At 59.4% G+C, this 18,741-nt stretch carries 13 protein-coding genes and 2 pseudogenes; 6 read left to right on the top strand and 9 right to left on the bottom strand.

Going from position 1 to position 18,741, the window contains the following annotated elements; all coding sequences use genetic code 11:
• The first annotated feature begins 98 nt into the window (after positions 1 to 98).
• The 3 genes from PMI11_RS23455 (at position 99) to PMI11_RS23465 (ending at position 3,328) form a co-directional block, all read left to right on the top strand.
• Complete coding sequence (locus tag PMI11_RS23455) at positions 99 to 1,403, top strand: ABC transporter substrate-binding protein (RefSeq protein WP_007822078.1); 1,305 nt, start codon at positions 99 to 101, stop codon at positions 1,401 to 1,403.
• Between the two features lie 81 nt (positions 1,404 to 1,484).
• Positions 1,485 to 2,417: a carbohydrate ABC transporter permease gene (locus PMI11_RS23460; RefSeq protein WP_007822079.1), complete on the top strand. Its 933-nt coding sequence runs from the start codon at positions 1,485 to 1,487 to the stop codon at positions 2,415 to 2,417.
• Positions 2,418 to 2,428: 11 nt separating this feature from the next.
• Positions 2,429 to 3,328 carry a carbohydrate ABC transporter permease gene (locus tag PMI11_RS23465; protein ID WP_007822081.1) on the top strand — a complete coding sequence of 300 codons (900 nt, stop codon included), beginning with the start codon at positions 2,429 to 2,431 and terminating at the stop codon, positions 3,326 to 3,328.
• 30 nt (positions 3,329 to 3,358) lie between these two features.
• On the opposite strand, the gene PMI11_RS23470 is transcribed toward PMI11_RS23465, so the two are convergent.
• Both PMI11_RS23470 and araD read right to left on the bottom strand, forming a co-directional pair.
• Positions 3,359 to 4,081, bottom strand: coding sequence for a ribonuclease activity regulator RraA (locus PMI11_RS23470; RefSeq protein ID WP_007822083.1), 723 nt, complete (start codon positions 4,079 to 4,081; stop codon positions 3,359 to 3,361).
• A gap of 16 nt (positions 4,082 to 4,097) precedes the next feature.
• On the bottom strand, positions 4,098 to 5,834 hold the full coding sequence (araD, locus tag PMI11_RS23475) for an L-arabinonate dehydratase (protein ID WP_007822085.1): 1,737 nt from the start codon (positions 5,832 to 5,834) through the stop codon (positions 4,098 to 4,100).
• A gap of 156 nt (positions 5,835 to 5,990) precedes the next feature.
• Here araD and PMI11_RS23480 point away from each other — a divergent pair, with 156 nt between their 5' ends.
• Positions 5,991 to 6,683: a GntR family transcriptional regulator gene (locus PMI11_RS23480; RefSeq protein ID WP_007822087.1), complete on the top strand. Its 693-nt coding sequence runs from the start codon at positions 5,991 to 5,993 to the stop codon at positions 6,681 to 6,683.
• An 8-nt stretch (positions 6,684 to 6,691) separates the two neighbouring features.
• Here the strand turns inward: PMI11_RS23480 and PMI11_RS23485 are convergent, their stop codons facing one another.
• From PMI11_RS23485 to PMI11_RS23505, 6 genes and pseudogenes are all read right to left on the bottom strand, one after another.
• Positions 6,692 to 7,525 (bottom strand): SMP-30/gluconolactonase/LRE family protein, encoded by an 834-nt coding sequence (locus PMI11_RS23485; protein ID WP_007822089.1) that lies wholly within the window; start codon positions 7,523 to 7,525, stop codon positions 6,692 to 6,694.
• A 256-nt stretch (positions 7,526 to 7,781) separates the two neighbouring features.
• Positions 7,782 to 7,919: a hypothetical protein gene (locus tag PMI11_RS37615; protein WP_162137080.1), complete on the bottom strand. Its 138-nt coding sequence runs from the start codon at positions 7,917 to 7,919 to the stop codon at positions 7,782 to 7,784.
• Positions 7,920 to 7,975: 56 nt separating this feature from the next.
• Positions 7,976 to 8,656 (bottom strand): peroxiredoxin-like family protein, encoded by a 681-nt coding sequence (locus tag PMI11_RS23495; RefSeq protein WP_007822094.1) that lies wholly within the window; start codon positions 8,654 to 8,656, stop codon positions 7,976 to 7,978.
• Positions 8,657 to 8,729: 73 nt separating this feature from the next.
• A complete protein-coding gene (locus PMI11_RS23500) occupies positions 8,730 to 11,978 on the bottom strand; it encodes an adenylate/guanylate cyclase domain-containing protein (RefSeq protein ID WP_007822096.1) in 3,249 nt (1,082 codons plus the stop codon).
• 173 nt (positions 11,979 to 12,151) lie between these two features.
• Positions 12,152 to 12,326: pseudogene (locus tag PMI11_RS38190) on the bottom strand (histidine/lysine/arginine/ornithine ABC transporter ATP-binding protein); the annotation flags it as partial.
• A 91-nt stretch (positions 12,327 to 12,417) separates the two neighbouring features.
• Positions 12,418 to 12,681 (bottom strand): annotated as a pseudogene (locus tag PMI11_RS23505) (transposase); the annotation flags it as partial.
• Positions 12,682 to 13,219: 538 nt separating this feature from the next.
• Here PMI11_RS23505 and PMI11_RS23510 point away from each other — a divergent pair.
• Entirely contained in the window at positions 13,220 to 15,337 is a 2,118-nt protein-coding gene (locus PMI11_RS23510; protein ID WP_007822100.1) for a carboxy terminal-processing peptidase, read from the top strand.
• Between the two features lie 112 nt (positions 15,338 to 15,449).
• Here the strand turns inward: PMI11_RS23510 and PMI11_RS36735 are convergent, their stop codons facing one another.
• Positions 15,450 to 15,749, bottom strand: coding sequence for a GCG_CRPN prefix-to-repeats domain-containing protein (locus PMI11_RS36735; RefSeq protein ID WP_007822103.1), 300 nt, complete (start codon positions 15,747 to 15,749; stop codon positions 15,450 to 15,452).
• 1,187 nt (positions 15,750 to 16,936) lie between these two features.
• On the opposite strand from PMI11_RS36735, the gene PMI11_RS23520 reads away from it, so the two are divergent.
• Positions 16,937 to 18,472 (top strand): sensor histidine kinase, encoded by a 1,536-nt coding sequence (locus PMI11_RS23520; RefSeq protein WP_007822110.1) that lies wholly within the window; start codon positions 16,937 to 16,939, stop codon positions 18,470 to 18,472.
• The last annotated feature ends 269 nt before the right edge of the window (positions 18,473 to 18,741 follow it).

The raw sequence follows: 18,741 nt of genomic DNA on the forward strand, positions 1-18,741 counted from the left end.
GCAGGCGTCCCATTTCCGGATGCAGGTACCGCCGTTCATCAAGCGGGAGATGAATGTCGGAGAATTCTCTCCCGCTTTTTTCAAGGAGGAGGAATATCATGACGATCAAGAGACGTGAATTTCTTGCTGCTTCGGCAGCCGCAGCCGGTGTTGCCGGTCTGGGCATCAGGCCTTCTTTCGCACAGGCCGAACCGACCTATACGCCGGAGAGCGGAGCGAGCCTGCGCCTGCTGCGCTGGACACCCTTCGTGAAAGGCGATGAGGAAGCCTGGCTTGCAAACACCAAGAAATTCACCGGGGCGACCGGTGTCGAGGTCCGCGTCGACAAGGAGAGCTGGGAGGACATTCGCCCAAAAGCTGCGGTTGCGGCCAATGTCGGTTCCGGTCCTGACCTCATCATGTGCTGGTTCGATGATGCTCATCAGTATCCGGACAAGCTGGTCGACCTGACCGAGCTCGCCAATTATCTCGGCAACAAATATGGCGGCTGGTACGATGGCGTCAAAGGTTATGCCTCACGCGGAGATACGTTCATCGCCATGCCGCTGACGGCGATCGGCAATGCCGTGGTCTATCGCGACAGTCATGTGAAGGCGGCTGGCTTCAGCGAGTTCCCCAAGGATACTGCAGGCTTCCTTGAGCTTTGCAAGGCGATGAAGGCTAAGGGCACGCCCGCCGGCTTCCCGCACGGCAAGGCTGTCGGCGATGGCAACAACTACGCCCATTGGCTGCTCTGGAGCCACGGCGGCAAGATGGTCGACGAAGGCGGCAAGGTGACGATCAACAGCCCGGAAACGCTGGCTTCGATCAACTATGCCAAGGAGCTCTATGCGACCTTCATTCCGGGCACGGAAAGCTGGCAGGACGTCAACAACAATCGCGCCTTCCTCGCCGGCCAGGTTTCGCTGATCGCCAACGGTGTGTCGGTCTATTACACTGCCAAGGGCGATCCCAAGCTCGCAGAAATCACCAAGGATATACGAACGACGAACTTCCCGATCGGCCCTGTCGGCCAGAGCGTCGAGCTTTACCAGACAAGTTCGCTGCTTCTCTTCAAGCACAGCAAATATCCTGAAGCAGCAAAGGCCTACATCAAGTTCATGATGGAAGCCGATCAGATGAATGCCTGGATCCAGGGCTCCAGCGCCTATTGCTGCCAGCCGCTCAAGGAATTCGCCAAGAACCCGATCTGGACCGCTGATCCGATCCATGCGCCTTACGCGCGTGCCTCGGAAAAGCTGCGCCCGAACGGCTATGCCGGCCCGCTCGGCTATGCCTCGGCCGCGACCATGGCCGACTACGTGCTGGTCGACATGTATGCGGCGGCCGTCACGGGCCAGAGGTCGCCAGAGGATGCGATGAAGGAGGCCGAGCGCCGGGCGAACCGCTACTACCGCGTTTGATCCCACTTTTCCAAGACTTGCGGCATGCTGGAAACGGCCTGCCGCAAGTCTCTAGGGCATATCGCAATCTGGAGATAAGCAATGTCGACGGTGAATTCCGGAGATACGCGCGGACCGACATCCTCGCTCCTGCAGAACAACAACGTGCTCGGCTTCCTGTTCATGCTGCCGGCGGCGGTCTTCCTGGTCTGCTTCCTGACCTATCCGTTGGGGCTCGGCGTCTGGCTCGGCTTCACCGATACGCGCATCGGCCGCGACGGCATCTTCATCGGGCTGGAGAACTACCAATACCTGATGGACGATGATGTCTTCTGGCTGTCGGTCTTCAACACTGTCCTCTACACCTTCGTCGCTTCAATACTGAAGTTCGCGCTTGGTCTCTGGTTGGCGCTGCTTCTGAACCAGCATCTGCCGTTCAAGAGCTTCTTCCGGGCGATCGTGCTTTTGCCCTGGGTCGTGCCGACCGTTTTGTCCGGCCTGGCCTTCTGGTGGATCTACGATTCCCAGTTCTCGATCATTTCCTGGTCGCTGATGCAGCTTGGTCTTATCTCCGCGCCGATCAACTTCCTCGGTGATCCCACCAATGCGCGCATTTCCGTCATTATCGCCAATGTCTGGCGTGGCATTCCCTTCGTGGCGATCTCGCTGCTTGCTGGCCTGCAGACCATTCCAGCCTCGCTGCAGGAGGCTGCGTCGCTTGACGGGGCGACCAGTTGGCAGCGCTTCCGCTATGTGACGCTGCCGATGCTGACGCCGATCATCGCCGTCGTGATGACATTCTCCGTGCTCTTCACCTTCACGGATTTTCAGCTCATCTACGTGCTGACCAAGGGCGGGCCGGTCAATGCCACGCATCTGATGGCAACATTGTCCTTTCAGCGCGGCATTCCCGGCGGCCAGCTCGGCGAGGGCGCCGCGATCGCAGTCGCCATGATCCCCTTCCTGCTCGGCGCGATCATGTTCAGCTTCTTCGGCTTGCAGCGCCGCAAATGGCAGCAGGGCGGACAGGATTAGGGAGAGAAATAATGTCGACCAATTCCAACACCACTCACGTTGTCCTGACCGATAATGCCGAGGGCATGAGCTATCTCAACCGCCTGCCTCGGCGGGTCGTGCTGCTCTACCTTCCGATGGCGGTTTTTGTCTTCGTGCTGCTCTTCCCATTTTACTGGATGGCGGTCACCGCGGTGAAGCCAAACGAACAACTGACCGACTACAGCAATTACAGCCCGTTCTGGGTGGTCGGGCCGACGCTTGCACATATCAAATATCTGTTCCTCGAAACGTCCTATCCGGGCTGGATGTGGAACACTATCCTGGTCGCGGTCTGCTCGACCTTCCTGTCGCTTGTGGCGTCGGTCTTCGGCGCCTATGCGATCGAGCGCGTGCGCTTCACCGGCTCCCGTTCCATCGGCCTCGTTATCTTTCTTGCCTATCTCGTGCCGCCATCCATCCTGTTCATCCCGCTTGCCTTCATCGTCTTCAAGCTGGGGATCTATGACTCGCGGCTCGCGCTGATCTTCACCTATCCGACCTTCCTCATTCCCTTCTGCACCTGGCTTCTGATGGGTTACTTCCGCTCGATCCCGTTCGAACTGGAGGAAAGCGCGCTGGTGGATGGCGCCAATCGCTGGCAGATCCTGACGAAGATCATTCTGCCATTGGCAGTGCCCGGCCTGATCTCGGCCGGCATCTTCGCCTTCACCCTGTCGTGGAACGAGTTCATCTACGCCCTGACCTTCATCCAGTCGTCGGAGAACAAGACGATCCCCGTTGGCGTGCTGACAGAGTTGGTGCGTGGCGACGTATTCGAATGGGGATCGCTGATGGCGGGAGCGCTGTTCGGCTCGCTGCCCGTTGTCATCCTCTATTCGTTCTTCGTGGACTATTACGTCTCGTCGATGACAGGCGCGGTCAAGGAATGAAAAAGGGGTAAAAGCTGCCCCTTTCCGCACCTATCGGTTATTCTTCTTGCGCCATTCCGCGAACTTTTCGCGCGGTGCTTCGCTGGTCGCCGGATAGAGCCCGATGATGGTCGCGCCGCCGAGCACCTCCTCGGTGACGAAATCCTCGTAGGCCGTCATCTCGACGGCTTCGGCGGCGATTTCCTCGGCAAGATGCAGGGGGATGACCACGACGCCCTCATTGTCGCCGACCACGACGTCGCCGGGGAAGACAGGAACGTCGCCGCAACCGATCGGGACATTGATCTCGATCGCCTGATGCAGGGTCAGGTTGGTCGGCGCCGAAGGCCGGTGGTGATAGGCAGGAATATCGAGACCGGCGATTTCGGGGCTATCGCGGAAACCACCGTCGGTAACGACGCCGGCAACGCCGCGCACCTGCAGGCGCGAGACGAGGATCGAGCCGGCGGAGGCAGCACGCGCATTCCGCCGGCTATCCATGATCAGCACGGCGCCCGGCGGGCAGCGCTCGACGGCGGCGCGCTGGGGATGTTCCGGATTGCGGAAGACATCAAGCGTGTTCAGGTCTTCGCGCGCCGGGATATAGCGCAGCGTGAAAGCCTGACCGACCATGTTGGTTCTCTTCGGCGAGAGCGGGCGCACGTCCTGGATGAACTGGTTGCGCAGACCGCGTTTGAAAAGAGCGGTACAAAGCGTTGCGGTCGAAACGCCCTTCAGCTTCTCACGCGTTTGCTGGCTCAAAGTGGTGGTCATATCTTGTCTCCTGAAATCAATAGATGTCCGGCTCGCCGGGGGTGGGGCCAAAGCCGGTTTCCAGAAAATCGAAATCGCAGCCCGTATCGGCCTGGGTGATGTGGCGGGCAAACATCCAGCCATAGCCGCGGCCGAACTTTTCCGCCGGCTTGACCCAGGCTGCGCGGCGGCGCGCCAGTTCCTCATCGTCGACAAGCATGTCGATACGGCGGGCTTCGAGATCGAGGCGGACGATATCGCCGGTTTTCAACAAAGCGAGCGGGCCGCCGACATGCGATTCCGGCGAAATATGCAATATGCATGCGCCGTAGCTCGTGCCGCTCATGCGTGCATCCGAGAGGCGCAGCATGTCGCGATAGCCCTTTTTCAGCAGCGCCTTCGGCATTGGCAGCATGCCCCATTCCGGCATGCCGGGGCCGCCCTGCGGGCCGGCGCCACGCAGAACCATGACGTGGTCCGGGGTGATGTCGAGGGTTTCGTCATCGACGGCCTTCTTCATATCCGGATAGCTGTCGAAGACGAGGGCGGGGCCTTCATGCTTGTGGAAGCGCGGATCGCAGGCCGCGGGTTTGATGACGGCGCCGGTCGGCGCAAGATTGCCTTTCAGCACCGCGAGCGACCCCTCATGGTAGAGTGGATTGTCGAGAGAGCGGATGACATCGTCATTATAGCATCTGGCACCCTCAAGCGTTTCGCCGAGTGTTGCGCCGGTGACCGTCATCGTCGAGAGATCGAGCTTGGAGGAGAGCTTTGCCATCAGCGCCCTCAGACCGCCGGCATAATAAAAATCCTCCATCAGATAGGTCTTGCCGGTCGGGCGGATATTGGCGAGCACAGGTGTTGTGCGGCCCGCATGGTCGAGATCGTCAAGCGTCAGCGGTATGCCTGCACGGCGTGCCATCGCGACCAGATGCACGATGGCATTGGTGGAACAGCCTGTCGCCATGGCGACCGTCACGGCGTTGTCGACTGCCGCCTGTGTAACGATCTTAGCGGGCACGAGGTCTTCCCAGACCATCTCGACAATGCGCCGGCCGACCGCCGACGACATGCGGATATGGTTGGAATCGGCGGCCGGAATGGAACTCGCGCCCGGCAGCGTCAGCCCGAGCGCTTCGGCGATTGCCGTCATCGTGCTCGCCGTGCCCATGGTCATGCAGTGGCCGTAAGAGCGGGCGATGCCGGCCTCCACCTCGACCCATTCGGCTTCAGAAATCGTGCCGGCACGGCGCTCGTCCCAGAATTTCCATGCATCCGAACCGGAGCCCAGATATTCACCACGATAATTGCCGCGCAGCATCGGGCCAGCCGGCAGGTAGATCATCGGCAGGCCCATGCTGAGCGCACCCATAACAAGACCGGGCGTGGTCTTGTCGCAGCCGCCCATCAGCACCGCGCCATCGACCGGATGTGAACGCAGCAGCTCTTCCGCCTCCATGGCGAGCATGTTGCGATAGAGCATGGTCGTCGGCTTGACGTAGCTTTCCGACAGCGACAGCGCCGGCAGTTCGAGCGGGAAACCGCCGGCTTGGAGGATTCCGCGCTTCACATCCTCGACGCGATGCTTGAAATGCGCATGGCAGGGGTTGGCATCTGACCAGGTGTTGAGGATGGCGATGACGGGCTTGCCCGCCCATTCCTCCGGCGCGTAGCCCATCTGCATGGTACGCGAACGGTGGCCTGAACTTCTGAGGTCGTCGGGCGCGAACCATCTGGCACTGCGCAGCTTGGAAGGTGTCTTTCTGGCCTTCATCGTTTTGAAGTCCTGTCTCGAACTGAAGAAAATGCCGTCCCGTTTCTGGCGAAACGGCTTTGCATTGGCTTGACTAAAGCACTAATGTATCAGTGCATCAAGCCACAAAATATGTTTAAACGATCGGCAGTGCTTCGACAGGATGGATGGCTAGGCGTGAAAGTTAACCGGACGCAATTTGCCCTTGACCGAACACGCCAGGTCGCGCCGCAAATTCTTGAAATCCTTCGTTCCCGCATTCTCTCCATGGATCTGACGCCGACAACGGTTCTGTCCCGCATCGCGCTGCAGAGCGAGTTCAATGTCAGCCAGACGCCGGTGCGCGACGCCCTGATACGGCTTGAAGAGGAGGGACTGGTCGAGGTCTATCCGCAATATGCGACTGTTGTCGCCAAGATCGATATCGACCACGCCGCCCAGGCGCATTTCCTCAGGCTGTCGATCGAACTCGAGGCGGTCCGCCGGCTGACGCTCGAAAGCCCGGCCGAGACGGCGCAGGTATTGGAGCGGATACTTCGGCAGCAGGAGGCGGTGGCCTCGCCGGATCAGTTTGATCAGTTCGATTCATTCGACAGGGATTTCCATCGCGCGCTCTTTGAGCGCAGCGGCATTCTGGGTCTCTGGGCAACGGTGCGGCGTCTGAGCGTCCATCTCGACCGGCTGCGCCGCCTCAACCTGCCGATGCCCGGCAAGTTGGAGACGGTGCTTGCCGATCACCGTGCCATTGTTGAAGCGGTTCGCTCCGGCGAACCTGAAAGGGCGGTCGCGGCCATGCGCAAGCACCTGTCCGGTACGCTGTCGATCATCGATTTCATCTGCGAACAATATCCCGATTTCGTCCAGCGCTAAGGGCAGCCTCAGACAAGCAGGCAGCGCAGAAGATGGCCGGAGGCGTCGCTTTGATCCGGAGCGGCCATGCGTCGCGTGGTGACGAAGACTATGCGCGGCATTGTCCGGTTCATCACGAGCTTGGTCGGATGGGTTACCGGTAGCTCCACCGGCTCAAGCGGTTCACCCGATGGCGCAAAGCGTAGCAACTGCGAGCCGCCGACACCGGCAATCCAGTAGACGCCGTCCTCATCGACGAATGCGCCATCGGGCCGTCCGGCAAAGGCATGCGTGGTCGCAAAGACCCGCCGGTTGGACGGCGTGCCGGTGGCAAGATCATAGTCGCAGGTCCAGATGGCCTGAACCGAAGGATGGGAATCGGAAAAATACATTCTCTGTCGTATCGGATCGAAGGCTAGGCCATTTGGCGTCCAGAAATCTTCGAAAACCCTGCGGTGGCTAAAATCGGGCTCGATGCAGAAGATCGCTCCCGCTGGCGCTGCGATCTCTCGTTGCATCGTGCCGGCCCAGAGCCGGCCGGCGGGATCGAGCGTACCATCGTTGAAGCGCACATCCGCGCGGCTTTCCGGCGCACAGACGCGCGTGAACAGGCCTGTCCGCCGATCAAAGAGGAAAATGCCGGTCGCAAGGCCTGCGAGCAACGTTCCATCTGTCCGCAGCGCAATGCAGCCGACTGCTTCGGGTGCGTCCCATGTCGAGGTCTTGCCGGTTGTCGAATCAGTGCGAAGCAGCCTGCGGCCATCGGTATCAACCCACCAGATGCAATTTTCAGTCTCCGACCAGATCGGGCTCTCGCCGAGATGCGCCCAGTGGTCGGAGAAGACTTCGAATGTGATCGTCATTTCGCCCCAGGCTTGCCTCGCCGTGTCCGCACCAAAAGAAGGGAATTCTGGATCAAAAAAAATCGTAATTCTAGCTAAGCTTATTGGAATTCCAGAATCGTATTCTCAAACGCCGACTGCGTAGGACCAATAATTTAGGTAGGTGCCCGCGACCTGCGTTTCCAGTTTCAGCCCTGCGATGACATCCAAACTAATTGAGATTTTATCCAAACGAACGGGATTTTGGCGTGGGCGGCGGACAAGGATCCTCTGGGCCTCAGGGATGAGGTTTGCGCGGCAGCTTTTTACGCGACGGGTGGTAGCGGTTGTCAGGACTGCGGGTGTGGGATCCGCCACGATGAATGGTTGTGTTTTCCCCATCCATGTTCTCGGTAACCAGAAGATCGGTCACCATCAGTCCCTCAAGCGACGACATAATCTTGTCGTCGCTTGTCGCACCAGCAATTCGTCTCAGACTGCCATGTTCGAAGCTGCCGACATCACCTCCCGCGGGGCGGGGCCGCCGAACATATGGCGGCCACCATCCTCGACTTCGGTGAAACACCAACGCACGACGCCATCTCGATCGAGCAGAAATTCGCCGACAAGTTGGCCGTGGCCGGTGGCGATCATCTGCGTGTCGTCCTCGGTGAATTCATAGCCATCCGCCTTGTCGAGATATTCCACCGCCTCCATCACGCCCATGGGCGCCGGAAGCTCGCCCGGCATGTCGATCTGCATCGAGGACACAGTGCTCATGCTGACTTTGTGCGGCCAGTCGTTCTCGTTTTCCGTGAACTGAAGGTTCGGCAGGCCGAAGGCCTTGTGCGATACCCGTTCCGGATCGGAAGCCGCCAGCAGATTGGGAAGCGGGTGGTAGCGGAAATAGAGGCGGGCGCGATCGATCGGCGTGTTGACGACGGTCAGGCTATCGATGCCTTTCTCCTGTAAGGCATCGGTGAGTTCGGCCATAGCGGCGATCTGCCGGCGACAGAAGGGGCAATGCAGTCCGCGGAACAACCCGACGAGCACCGGCTTCTGGCCGCGAAAATCGTCAATGGCGATCTTGCCCTGGCGGGTGATCGCATCCAGCACCACGTTCGGCGCGCGATCTCCTGGCTGCAATGGTTTTGCTACGTGGTTCTCCTGCATCTTTCATTCCTCCCTTTATGCGTTGGATACGATTCTCCTCATCGATCTCCTGCAGTCGTTGCAACGGGGACAGTCAGTCGAGGAACGGCAATACGACGAGCGTGGCTGGATCGAGGTTGTGGCGGATGCATACATCCTGTGCCAGCGTGAAATACCGTTCCGCCTCGTCTATGTCGTCATGCTCGAGGCTGAGTGTCGCCAGACCATCATAGCACGGAAAGAGCAATTGCGGCTCGTCAATTTCCTTCGCAACCTCAAGGGCTTCCTCGTAATACTTACGAGCTAGCTTCGGCTGCCCATGGCACTGATGAATCTGGGCGAGCACAATCAGCGGCACGGAGAGATGATCGCGCTGATCGAGCGCCCGGTCGATTTCGACGGCCTTTTCCGCCGCCGGCACGCCTTCGGCGGCGCAGCGATCGGTGAAAGTGCAGCAGGAGACTGCGAGATTGGCGAGAAGGCGCGCCTGGAAGCCGAGATCGCCGATACGGGTCGCCACCTCTAGTCCGCGCCGGCAGATCCTGATGGCGTTGCCCGGATCGACGATGGTGTAGAGGACACCGAGATTGGAATAGGCGCGACAGGCGGCACTTTGCAGATCGGCCTTTTCGGCGACGGAAAGACTGTGTTCCACTTCCAGCACGGCATCGCGCCGCCGCCCGAGCCGCGCAAGTGCGGCACCCTTGGTGTTCAGCGCCTCCGCCATCGCGCGCGCTGCCTCCCGTCCGGCCTCAGTCGTTCCGTCGATCGGTAGCGTTTGCAGGCGTTGTAGGGCTTGCGTGGCCCACTCGGCGGCAGCGGCCTGATCCCCCATGCGGAAGGCCAGATGACCGCGCTCCTGTAGAAGATGCGCATGTTCGACCGGCGCATCGATCGCCGCGATCAGTGCTTCAGCCTCGGCGCAATGTGTCTCCGCTTGATCGCGGCGCCCGGCATCGAGATGCAGGCGGCCGATCTTTCGCAGTATCCTCGCTGCGGCGATAGGGTCGTCCTTGGAGCGATGGATCGCAAGCGCGCATTGGTAATGGTTCAAGGCAGCGTCGCGCAGACCGGCCGGGCCGCAGAGATCGGCAAGGCGCTCCAGGAGTGCCGGTTGCTCCGGCGTCACCTCGGCTTCGTTTGCGAAGGCAGCAAGCGCCTGGCGGTAAAGGCGCATCGCATCGTCATTGGCGTAGGTCTTGCGCGCCAGATCGCCCGCCGCCATCAGATAGGCTGCTCCCTTGGCTCTTTCGGTGGTTAGGCTGAAGTGGTGGCCGAGCAGCGCCAGATGCTCGGGCCGGTCGGGAGAGGCGCCATATTGGCGTTCCAGAAACTGGCCGATCCGTCGATGAAGCTCCATGCGTTTTTGCAGCAGGAGATTATGGTAGATGACGTCATGCATCAGCGTCTGGCTGAATCGATAGCCCGGCGATACAGCGGCATCGGGGCCGCGCAGTTCCTCGATGATATTGGCGTCGCAGAGGTAATCCAATGCAGCATCGATGCCGGCCGGATCGGTGGCGACGGTGCGCAGGAGCGCGGTATCGAACTTCGGTCCCACCACCGCCGCCTCTTGCGCCGACCGCCTTATCTCCTGCGGCAGACGATCGACGCGGGCAAGCAGCAGCGCTTGCAGATTGACCGGGATATCGACATCCGTGTCTTCGGCCGCAACATGCCAGTGCTGACCGTCATGATGCAACGTGCCCATGTCGATCAGTCCCCGAAGGATTTCCTCGATGAAAAGCGGATTTCCGCTGGCCCGCTCAAGGATGCGCTTTCGCATCAAGACCGGCAGCTTTCCGTGAGCCTCGCCGAAAAACGCGGCAAGCAGCTTCTGCCCGTCGGCTGCCATGAGCGGACCAAGGCGTTGCACGGTGACGCTGACACGATCGGAATTCAGCGGGTCGGTCTGCGATGTCGGCCGGTAGATCGCAAGCAGCATCAGCCGGCTGCGCTCCAGCCGGTCCATCATGAAGCGAAGCACTTCCAGCGAGGCGGCGTCCGCCCAATGCAGATCCTCGATAACGAGCAGCAGCGGACCCTGTCCCAGCCGCCGCTCGAAGACGGTGCGGACCGCATAGAAGATCTGCCGCCGCAACTGCTCCGGCTCGATATGCCGCAACGCGCCGTCGGGGTCACCGAGGCCGAGGACATGCAGGAAGAGCGGCAAAAGCCCCTCGACTTCCTCCTGCGTGAAATCCAACGCGCGAAACCCCGTCGACAGCAGTTGCCGCGTCCTGTCGGGATCATCCCGCTCGCCGACGCTGTAGGCGCTCCGCACCACGGCGGCAAGCGTACCATAGGATTGTTCGCCGAGGGGAGAGCAAGTGGCTTTGCGAATGGCGAGGCCCGGGAAACGGCCGGCATTGCCGGCGATTGTCACGAATTCATTCGCCAGGCGTGATTTGCCGATGCCCGCTTCGCTGATCAAGCGAACAAGCTGTGCCGTGCCGCCGCAGGCAAGATCGAGGCATGTCAGCAACCGCGACAGTTCCGCGTCCCGTCCGATCATCGGCGCTTGCAGGCCGAAACTTTCGAGCCCCCGCGCGGTATGCGGCGCTTCCAGGAGCCCTGTCAGTCGATGGACATGGACGTTACCACTTTTGCCCCGCAGTGTCTGTGCGCCGAGACTATCGAAGGCAAAGGCATGACGGGTGAGGCGATAGGTCAGCGGCCCGACGAGGATGTCGTTTTCGCCGGCCATGGACTGCAGGCGCTGTGCCGTATTCACCGTGTCGCCGGTGACAGAATAGGACTTTGCGCCAACCGCACCGAAACCGCCGGTGACGACAGGTCCGCTATTGATGCCGATATGCAGCCGCAGCGGTACGCGCGCGCGTGAACGCCAGCGCGTGCCGACCTCGGTGGCCCGATCGATCATGTCGAGCGCCGCGTTAAGCGCTCGGATCGGATCGTCCTCATGCGCCACAGGCGCGCCGAACAACGCCAGCAGCGCATCGCCGACGAACTTGTCGACGAAGCCTCCATAAGTTTCAACCGCCCGGGTCATCTCTTCGAACAATTCGTTCTGCAGCGCCCGCATGACTTCGGGGTCGATCTGCTCGCTCAGAGTGGTGAAGCCGCAGAGATCGGCAAAGAGCACGGTCACCGGCCGCCGATCGGCATCGCTGTCTGATTTTTCCGGTACCGCCACCTCGGTACTTGACTTCAGGACGGGCTGCATTTTGCTGGCAAGCGACGCGCCGCAACGGGGGCAGAAGGCGAAATCGGGCTGACATGAGTAGCCGCAGCCAGCACACAAGAGCGGCTGCTTTGCGCCGCATCGCGGACAGAAAGCAAAACCGCTTTGAATGTCGAAACCACAGCCGGCGCATTCCATCGCACGCGTCTCACGAAGAGCCCACTTTGTTCGGCTGATCAGCCGCTACTGGCGGGCTTCAAAAGCGAAGACAAGCATGAACCTGCTGCCACTTGCCTGCAAGCACTAAACAAGTGGTCGGATTGACGTGTCAGCGTTGAATATCAGGCTGCGAACGGGATCTGAAGCGCACGTCAAACGGCGTCGCCTCGCCCTGACAGAAACTGCCGAAATCGTTCGGATTTCGGCTGCGTGAAAAGCTCGGCAGGCGCGCCGGCTTCTTCGATGACACCCTCGTGAAGAAACTTTATTGGAAACGTCGCGCGCAAACGCCATCTCGTGCGTCACGATCAGCATACTGCGGCCATCGGGACCGTCGATCACCGTCACCATTTCAAATTTCGCAATAAAATCGAAACTATTGGCGCAATTGTGAGCGCCCCACGCTTGCGGCACTATCAGCCCGTCGGACGAACACGTCCTGAAGCATGGCTTTGTCCAGCGACAGGTCGGCCACCATCCGCTTGAGCTTGGCATTCTCCTCCTAGAGCTGCCGCAGACGCTTCATCTCCGAGGGCATCAGCCCTGCATATTTTTTGCGCGAGTTGTAGAAGGTCGCGTCCGAAATTCCTGCCTTGCGGCGGACTTCACCGATCGGCATTCCGTCCTCTGCCTACTTCAAAACGAATGCGATCTGCGCTTCCGAAAACTTCGAGGCCTTCATCGAATTCTCCTCTTCTGCCCAACAGGGATCATAAGTGGAAAATTCCAAGTCTGAATGGCCTAATTCAACGGGGGCACGTCATGCTACGCAAAGAGGTTCTAAAGCGCTAATGCATGAGTATATCAATACGACATGCGTCGGTAGGCGGTCACTTGCCGAACCCGGGGTGAACTGAAGAAGGTGAGGCAGTGCTGGCTGGTTGGCAGGCGCGAGGATAGCGTCTTATGGCGAGCATGGCCCCAATGCGGAACGCGAAGCCGTGGGGCGGTTGGTCACGCTTCCTCGCAAAACGTTATGCCGAAGCTCCTGCGGCTGCCCTTGTCACGACCTCGTGTGACGTGAATTCCCGCTTTCCTGCGCGCTTCGCGCGGTGCTATGCTGAAGCCCCGATAGGCTCCATTGTCTCCCGACCGACCGTGCCCTATGGTTTTTCGCGGCTTTGCAAACCATGCCGTTTACCATTTGGTTGCCAAAAAACCATAATTACCCGCCTAGATCGCACATCGACAACAGGCACTAAGAATTGGATCGAAGCTGAATGCGCATACCATACGTTTTTCTTGCTGCATTTCTTGCAGTCGCGCAGTCCGCCTATGCTGAAGTCGCATCACCGCCTGTTTTGGCGCCGCTAAAGCAACAGGCGCAAGCCGCTCAGTTGAGTGCACAACTTCTCACGCGATACAGTTACAGGCCCATTCCACTCGACGACGCCTTGTCAGCCAGAATTATGGATCAGTTTATCAAATCACTGGATCCGGACCATGTGCTCTTCCTGCAAGCGGACATCGACAAGTTCATGTCTGAGCGCAGCGAGATCGACGATGCCATCGAACGGAAGGATTTGAAGATCCCGTTTGCGATCTTCAACGCGTATGAACAGCGTATTGTCGATCGCATGAACTACGCGCGCAATTTGCTGAAGCAGGACTTCGATTTCGGTGTGCAGGAAAATTATTCGGTGCTGCGCGACAAAGAGCCCTGGCCGCAGTCGGAAGCCGAGAGCAATGAGCTTTGGCGCAAGCGCGTCAAAAGCGATTGGTTGCCGTTGAAACTCGCCGGCAAAACCGACGCGGTCATTCGCGAAACGCTCGACAAACGTTACGCAAACGCTCTCGAGCGCGCCTATCAGTATAAAAGCGACGACGTTTTCCAGTTGTTCATGGACGCCTATGCGACGTCGATCGACCCGCACACGGACTATTTCGGCGCGAGTGCTTCGGCCGACTTCAATATCTCGATGAAGCTTTCACTGTTTGGGATCGGTGCGGTACTGCAGGAGCGCGACGACTACACGACGATCCGTGAACTCGTGCCTGGCGGTCCGGCCCAATTGTCCGGCAAGCTCTCGGTCGGAGACCGCATTACCGGCGTTGGTCAAGGCAAGGATGGTGCGATAAAAGAAGTGGTCGGCACGCGCCTTGATGAAGTCGTGCAATTGATCCGCGGGAAAAAAGGCTCCGTCGTGCGCTTGGACATCTTGCCGGCGGATGCCGGAGCAGATGGCACGCACCGCGTTGTCAGCCTTGTGCGTGATAAAATCAGTCTCGACAAGCAGGCTGCCAGGAAGGCCGTGCTGTCCGTGAACGTCGGCGACGTCACACGCAAAATCGGGGTGATTACTCTGCCGACATTCTACGAGGATTTTGAGGCCCGGCACAAAGGCGACAAGGACTATAAAAGTGCAAGCCGCGATGTCGCCAAGCTTCTCGACGAACTGAAGCAAGAAAAGGTCGATAGCGTTCTCATCGACGTGCGCAATAATGGCGGCGGTTCATTGGACGAGGCGATTGATCTGACCGGTCTGTTCATCGGCAATGGCCCGGTGGTTCAGCAACGCGGTAGCGATGGTAAGGTCGAGGTCAGAAGCGCTGAGTTCGCAGCGCCTGTCTGGACAGGCCCGATGGGTGTCCTGATCAATCGCGGGTCGGCATCGGCTTCAGAGATTTTTGCTGCAGCAATTCAAGACTACGGTCGAGGCGTGATCGTCGGCGAACCCAGTTTCGGGAAGGGGACGGTTCAGACCGTCGTTGATCTTGACCAGATGGTTCGCAACAGTAAACCCGAATTTGGGGAGCTGAAAGTGACGATTGCCCAGTTTTTCCGGGTCAACGGCGGTACGACGCAGCTGCGCGGTGTGACGCCTGATATCAGTTTGCCTGGACTTTCCGATCCGACGAGCTTCGGCGAGACCAGTTATGACAATGCCCTGCCGTGGGCGCAGATCAAGCCCGCGAATTACGCGCCCGCCGACACGGTCACGAAGTTGTTGCCGACACTGCAAAGCCGCCACGATGCGCGGGTTGGGAGCGATCCGGACTTCCAAGGTCTTGTGAAAGACATTGCCGACCTGAAGGCGCAGCGCGAGAAGGGGATTATCTCTCTCAATGAAGCCGAACGTCGCAAAGAAGCGACTGCTCGAGAAAATCGACGGAAGTCTCGAGCCGAGTTAGGCGATGGCGAAGGTCCCGGTGGAGATGATGGCCTGGAGTCAAACGAGCGCAGCCTGAGCGCTGATATTGCCATTGAAAATGCACGCAAGAAAGCAAAAGACGTCTTGCTGAACGAGGCAGTGGCCATTCTTGCCGACGAGGCGGATTTACAGAAAGGCGTGTTGCGGGCAGCTACGAAACAATCTGGGGACACGAACGGGAAATAGTCATACCCGATCAATTTCGTGGGGCTCCGGGTAGGCCAGCCATGACGGCGGCGGTCGACCACCGGCATGAAATAAAGCAGATGATCGAGATTCCGACTGGCGAAAGGCGTGACTACCGCCAGTCGCGGTCGCGATCCCAGCGATCGTAGCGTCTGTATTCGCGCCAGCCGCGATGGGGACGATCCCAACCGTAACTGCGATCCCACCCGTAGTAGCGTCGCGGCGGCGGTGCCCACCGGTTGGGTCGGCAAAAGCCGCGCGGGCTCAGATGATAACCGCGGCCACATGCATAGTCGACCGTTATGATGTTTGAGACCGCCGGCGCCGCGACACTGCCAACAGGCATGGCATTTGCGGCTCCAGCTGTTATTCCGGCTGCGAGAAGGGCTATAGTGACTAGAAGCTTTCGCATCTTCGTTTCTCCGATTGTCGGAGGGATTTAGCGCCTGTCCCAGTGAACCGAGGCTGAAAACACCGTTCACCTGAGCTTCACCTGCTAGTCGCGCTCCCAGCGATCACGCCGGTCATCGCCGCGTCGATCGTTGTTACCGGAGTTGGATGTCTGTAAATGCTCCAGCACCTGCAGAACTGCGTCGGCGCAGTCCTTCGTGGAGTCCCCGTCGGCGCACCTGAGGTCGATCCTGGTCTGGCCGTTCTCGATGTGGAACCGGGCGCCGCGCTCCCTCGGCTGCGACCGCCAATCAGCGTCCGCTCGGTCTTCGTTTTTGCGTGAAGAATTCGGCGGAGGTGGTGGATTTTCCCGACTGGATTCCGGCGATGCGGGTGGAGGCGGCGATGGTTCATCTGGGGCCTGCGCAAAGGCGCAAGTGGAGATCAATCCAATGATAGCCGCCGATAGTCCTATGATTTTCTTCATGACGTTACCTCGCTTGTGCGGAGGTAACGAAGGGTCGAGGCGATAGTTCCTATCGTGAAGCTTTGGCTTGTGTGTGACGATGCAGACGACTGTATCGTTCAGTCCGATCTTGACTGTCGCGAACAGATCGCATGCTGCTGCAAGCACTGTTTCCCGTGTCTGATCAATAACTCAATGAAGGCCCTGCAGCCGATTCCGCCGCTCATTCAACAATTCATGTTGGACCAGGTCTCTCGCTTCGTTTGAAAGACCATTCGGCCCGGATAGTCCCAGCTCGGTTAACCTCGCTTCGATCGCCTTGGGAATGCTATCCGCTTCGTGCTGGCAGAGCCGCACAAGCCACTTCCATTCGTCGCTTGTCATGTCCCTTCGCGCGACCATCAACTGCCTCCCAGCCAAGGATAACTGTAATTTTGAGAATACCACAATTCTCGTCGAGAGGCAGCAATGTCAGCCGCTTCACAATCGAGCCTTCCGGACTTGTCCGATCGCTTGCCTTCCACGCTGACACTGGGCCTGAGCCGTTGGGTCACCGATCATGACGACACTGTCTTGAGGGCCGATTTCGTGAGCCGGAACCCTCGGCCAGCAAGCTCGGAAAGCGTGTGTTAGCGCCCTAAATCGGGTTGCAAAGACTGGGAGGAGTGGGGCGGCTGCAACCTATCCTTGACTCTGATAGCCTGCTATCCGACAGTGCTGCCTGTTAAATCCATGGGGATTCGATGGGCCTCACGAAAGGCTTCACGATTGTCGGCAGGGCTGCGATAGCCGCCCTCGTGTCAATGTTCCTTGCGCTCTCGCTTGTCTTGGGCTTCTGGCTGCATTCGAGCTACATGTCCGCCGTCAGGCGTGGAGAAGATCAGGTCACAGCCACGGCCAAGATCGTTGCAGCCAACGCGATCTGGATCAACTCCCTGGCGCGCCAGACCCTTCACCGCATGGACGATGCGTTCGGAACGGCGGATGCCTTATCAGACGGGGATCGCGTTCGAAGGTTCAACGCCGCGACGGCCGAATTGCCGACCACGGCAACCGCCTATGTGGTCGCTGCGGACGGGACCGTGCTCTATTCGACCGATCGGGAAAGCAGCCCCGCCGACATCGTCGACCAGACCTTTTTCCGCCGCCTGGCCAATGGCGCAGAAGACTATACGTCGGCGATGACCGTCATGCGCAACACGGATCGCCACGTCTTCCTCTCGGCTGCGCGCATCGAGCGGAACGACAGGTTCGAAGCCGTCGCGATCCTGGCGTTCGATGTCGGGATGCTGCGGTCGATCTGGGACGCTGCGTCGCTCGGGCCAAACTCGACGGTGAGCTTCCTGAGGCGCGATGGAAAGCTGATCGCCAGGTATCCCGAGCCGAAAGAGGCTGTCGATCTCGGCAACTACATCCTGTTTACCGACTATATGCGTAAGGCAACGTCGGGCTCTTATGTGTCTGTCTCCCCCGTCGACAAGGTCGAAAGGCTGGTGGCATACCGCATCGTCGAGCGGACGCCCTTCGTCGCCATCGCATCGGCCGACACCGCGGCAATCCTCAAGCCCTTCTGGACCGATGTTTCGATTGCCGCGCTGATCGTTCTTCTGGCCCTTTGTGCGGCCGTGATCGGCGGGTTGAAGATCCTGAGGTTGGCGCATGCGGACGCGCGCCACACCGCCGAACTTGCCGAGGCGCTTCGAACCAATCAGGTGCTGATGCGGGAAATTCATCACCGGGTGAAAAATAATCTGCAGACCGTGATGGCGCTCATCCGGCTGCAAGGCTTGCGGCCTGAAACCGTTCGAAGGGTGAACGAGCGGATCGTCGCCATGTCGGCGGTGCACGAACAAATGTATGGCTTCGATCAGTTCAGTAGCGTCACTGCACGGCAGTTCGTCCCCAACCTGGTTCGCACGCTGGTCGGGCTGCATGATCGTGAAATCAAGCTGACCTTCGAGATCGACGACATCAGGATCGATGCGGATAAGGCTACGCCATTTGCATTGCTGCTAAACGAACTTCTGACAAACAGCATGAAATACGCCTTTGTCGGCCGGGCCGACGGACATATCCGCATCAGGCTGCTTCAGCGTCCCGACGGCAAGGTCCTGCTTGAAGTGGCAGACGACGGCGTCGGATATGAGCCGGTTGCAACGGAAACCGGCATGGGAAGCAGGTTGATCAAATCCTTCGTCGGCCAGATGGATGGGACCTACGATACCGAGCGGGCTCAAGGTACGGTCTTTACCGCTCTATTGTCGATTACTGCACGGTAGCTGAGTGCCGGACATTTGGAGCGGCGGACAACGTGTGCGGCGGTCTGACGCCACACGTCTATGGACCTCAGATCTACGGTGATCTGCTGGCGATCTGGAAGACTTAGACAAATGACGTGCGTGATTCGCATCGACAGCCGGCTGGCGACGCGGTCTGACGGGTTGAAGCATACCCATTCGGAAGCCGAGTTATGATACCAGCTCTGCTGTCACCGCGTATCTTTAGGGGGAAAGTTCGGTCTCTTCGCAGCTTGGCATTGCAAGTTTCG

This window comes from Rhizobium sp. CF142, assembly GCF_000281145.1.
Classification (GTDB): Bacteria; Pseudomonadota; Alphaproteobacteria; order Rhizobiales; family Rhizobiaceae; genus Rhizobium.

What these genes read in the sequence shown, in the direction of transcription:
- PMI11_RS23455 (WP_007822078.1), top strand. Translation starts at nt 99, where the DNA reads ATGACGATCAAGAGACGTGAATTTCTTGCTGCTTCGGCAGCCGCAGCC.
- PMI11_RS23460 (WP_007822079.1), top strand. Translation starts at nt 1,485, where the DNA reads ATGTCGACGGTGAATTCCGGAGATACGCGCGGACCGACATCCTCGCTC.
- PMI11_RS23465 (WP_007822081.1), top strand. Translation starts at nt 2,429, where the DNA reads ATGTCGACCAATTCCAACACCACTCACGTTGTCCTGACCGATAATGCC.
- PMI11_RS23470 (WP_007822083.1), bottom strand. Translation starts at nt 4,081, where the DNA reads ATGACCACCACTTTGAGCCAGCAAACGCGTGAGAAGCTGAAGGGCGTT.
- araD (WP_007822085.1), bottom strand. Translation starts at nt 5,834, where the DNA reads ATGAAGGCCAGAAAGACACCTTCCAAGCTGCGCAGTGCCAGATGGTTC.
- PMI11_RS23485 (WP_007822089.1), bottom strand. Translation starts at nt 7,525, where the DNA reads ATGACGATCACATTCGAAGTCTTCTCCGACCACTGGGCGCATCTCGGC.
- PMI11_RS37615 (WP_162137080.1), bottom strand. Translation starts at nt 7,919, where the DNA reads ATGGTGACCGATCTTCTGGTTACCGAGAACATGGATGGGGAAAACACA.
- PMI11_RS23495 (WP_007822094.1), bottom strand. Translation starts at nt 8,656, where the DNA reads ATGCAGGAGAACCACGTAGCAAAACCATTGCAGCCAGGAGATCGCGCG.
- PMI11_RS23500 (WP_007822096.1), bottom strand. Translation starts at nt 11,978, where the DNA reads ATGGAATGCGCCGGCTGTGGTTTCGACATTCAAAGCGGTTTTGCTTTC.
- PMI11_RS23510 (WP_007822100.1), top strand. Translation starts at nt 13,220, where the DNA reads ATGCGCATACCATACGTTTTTCTTGCTGCATTTCTTGCAGTCGCGCAG.
- PMI11_RS36735 (WP_007822103.1), bottom strand. Translation starts at nt 15,749, where the DNA reads ATGCGAAAGCTTCTAGTCACTATAGCCCTTCTCGCAGCCGGAATAACA.
- PMI11_RS23520 (WP_007822110.1), top strand. Translation starts at nt 16,937, where the DNA reads ATGGGCCTCACGAAAGGCTTCACGATTGTCGGCAGGGCTGCGATAGCC.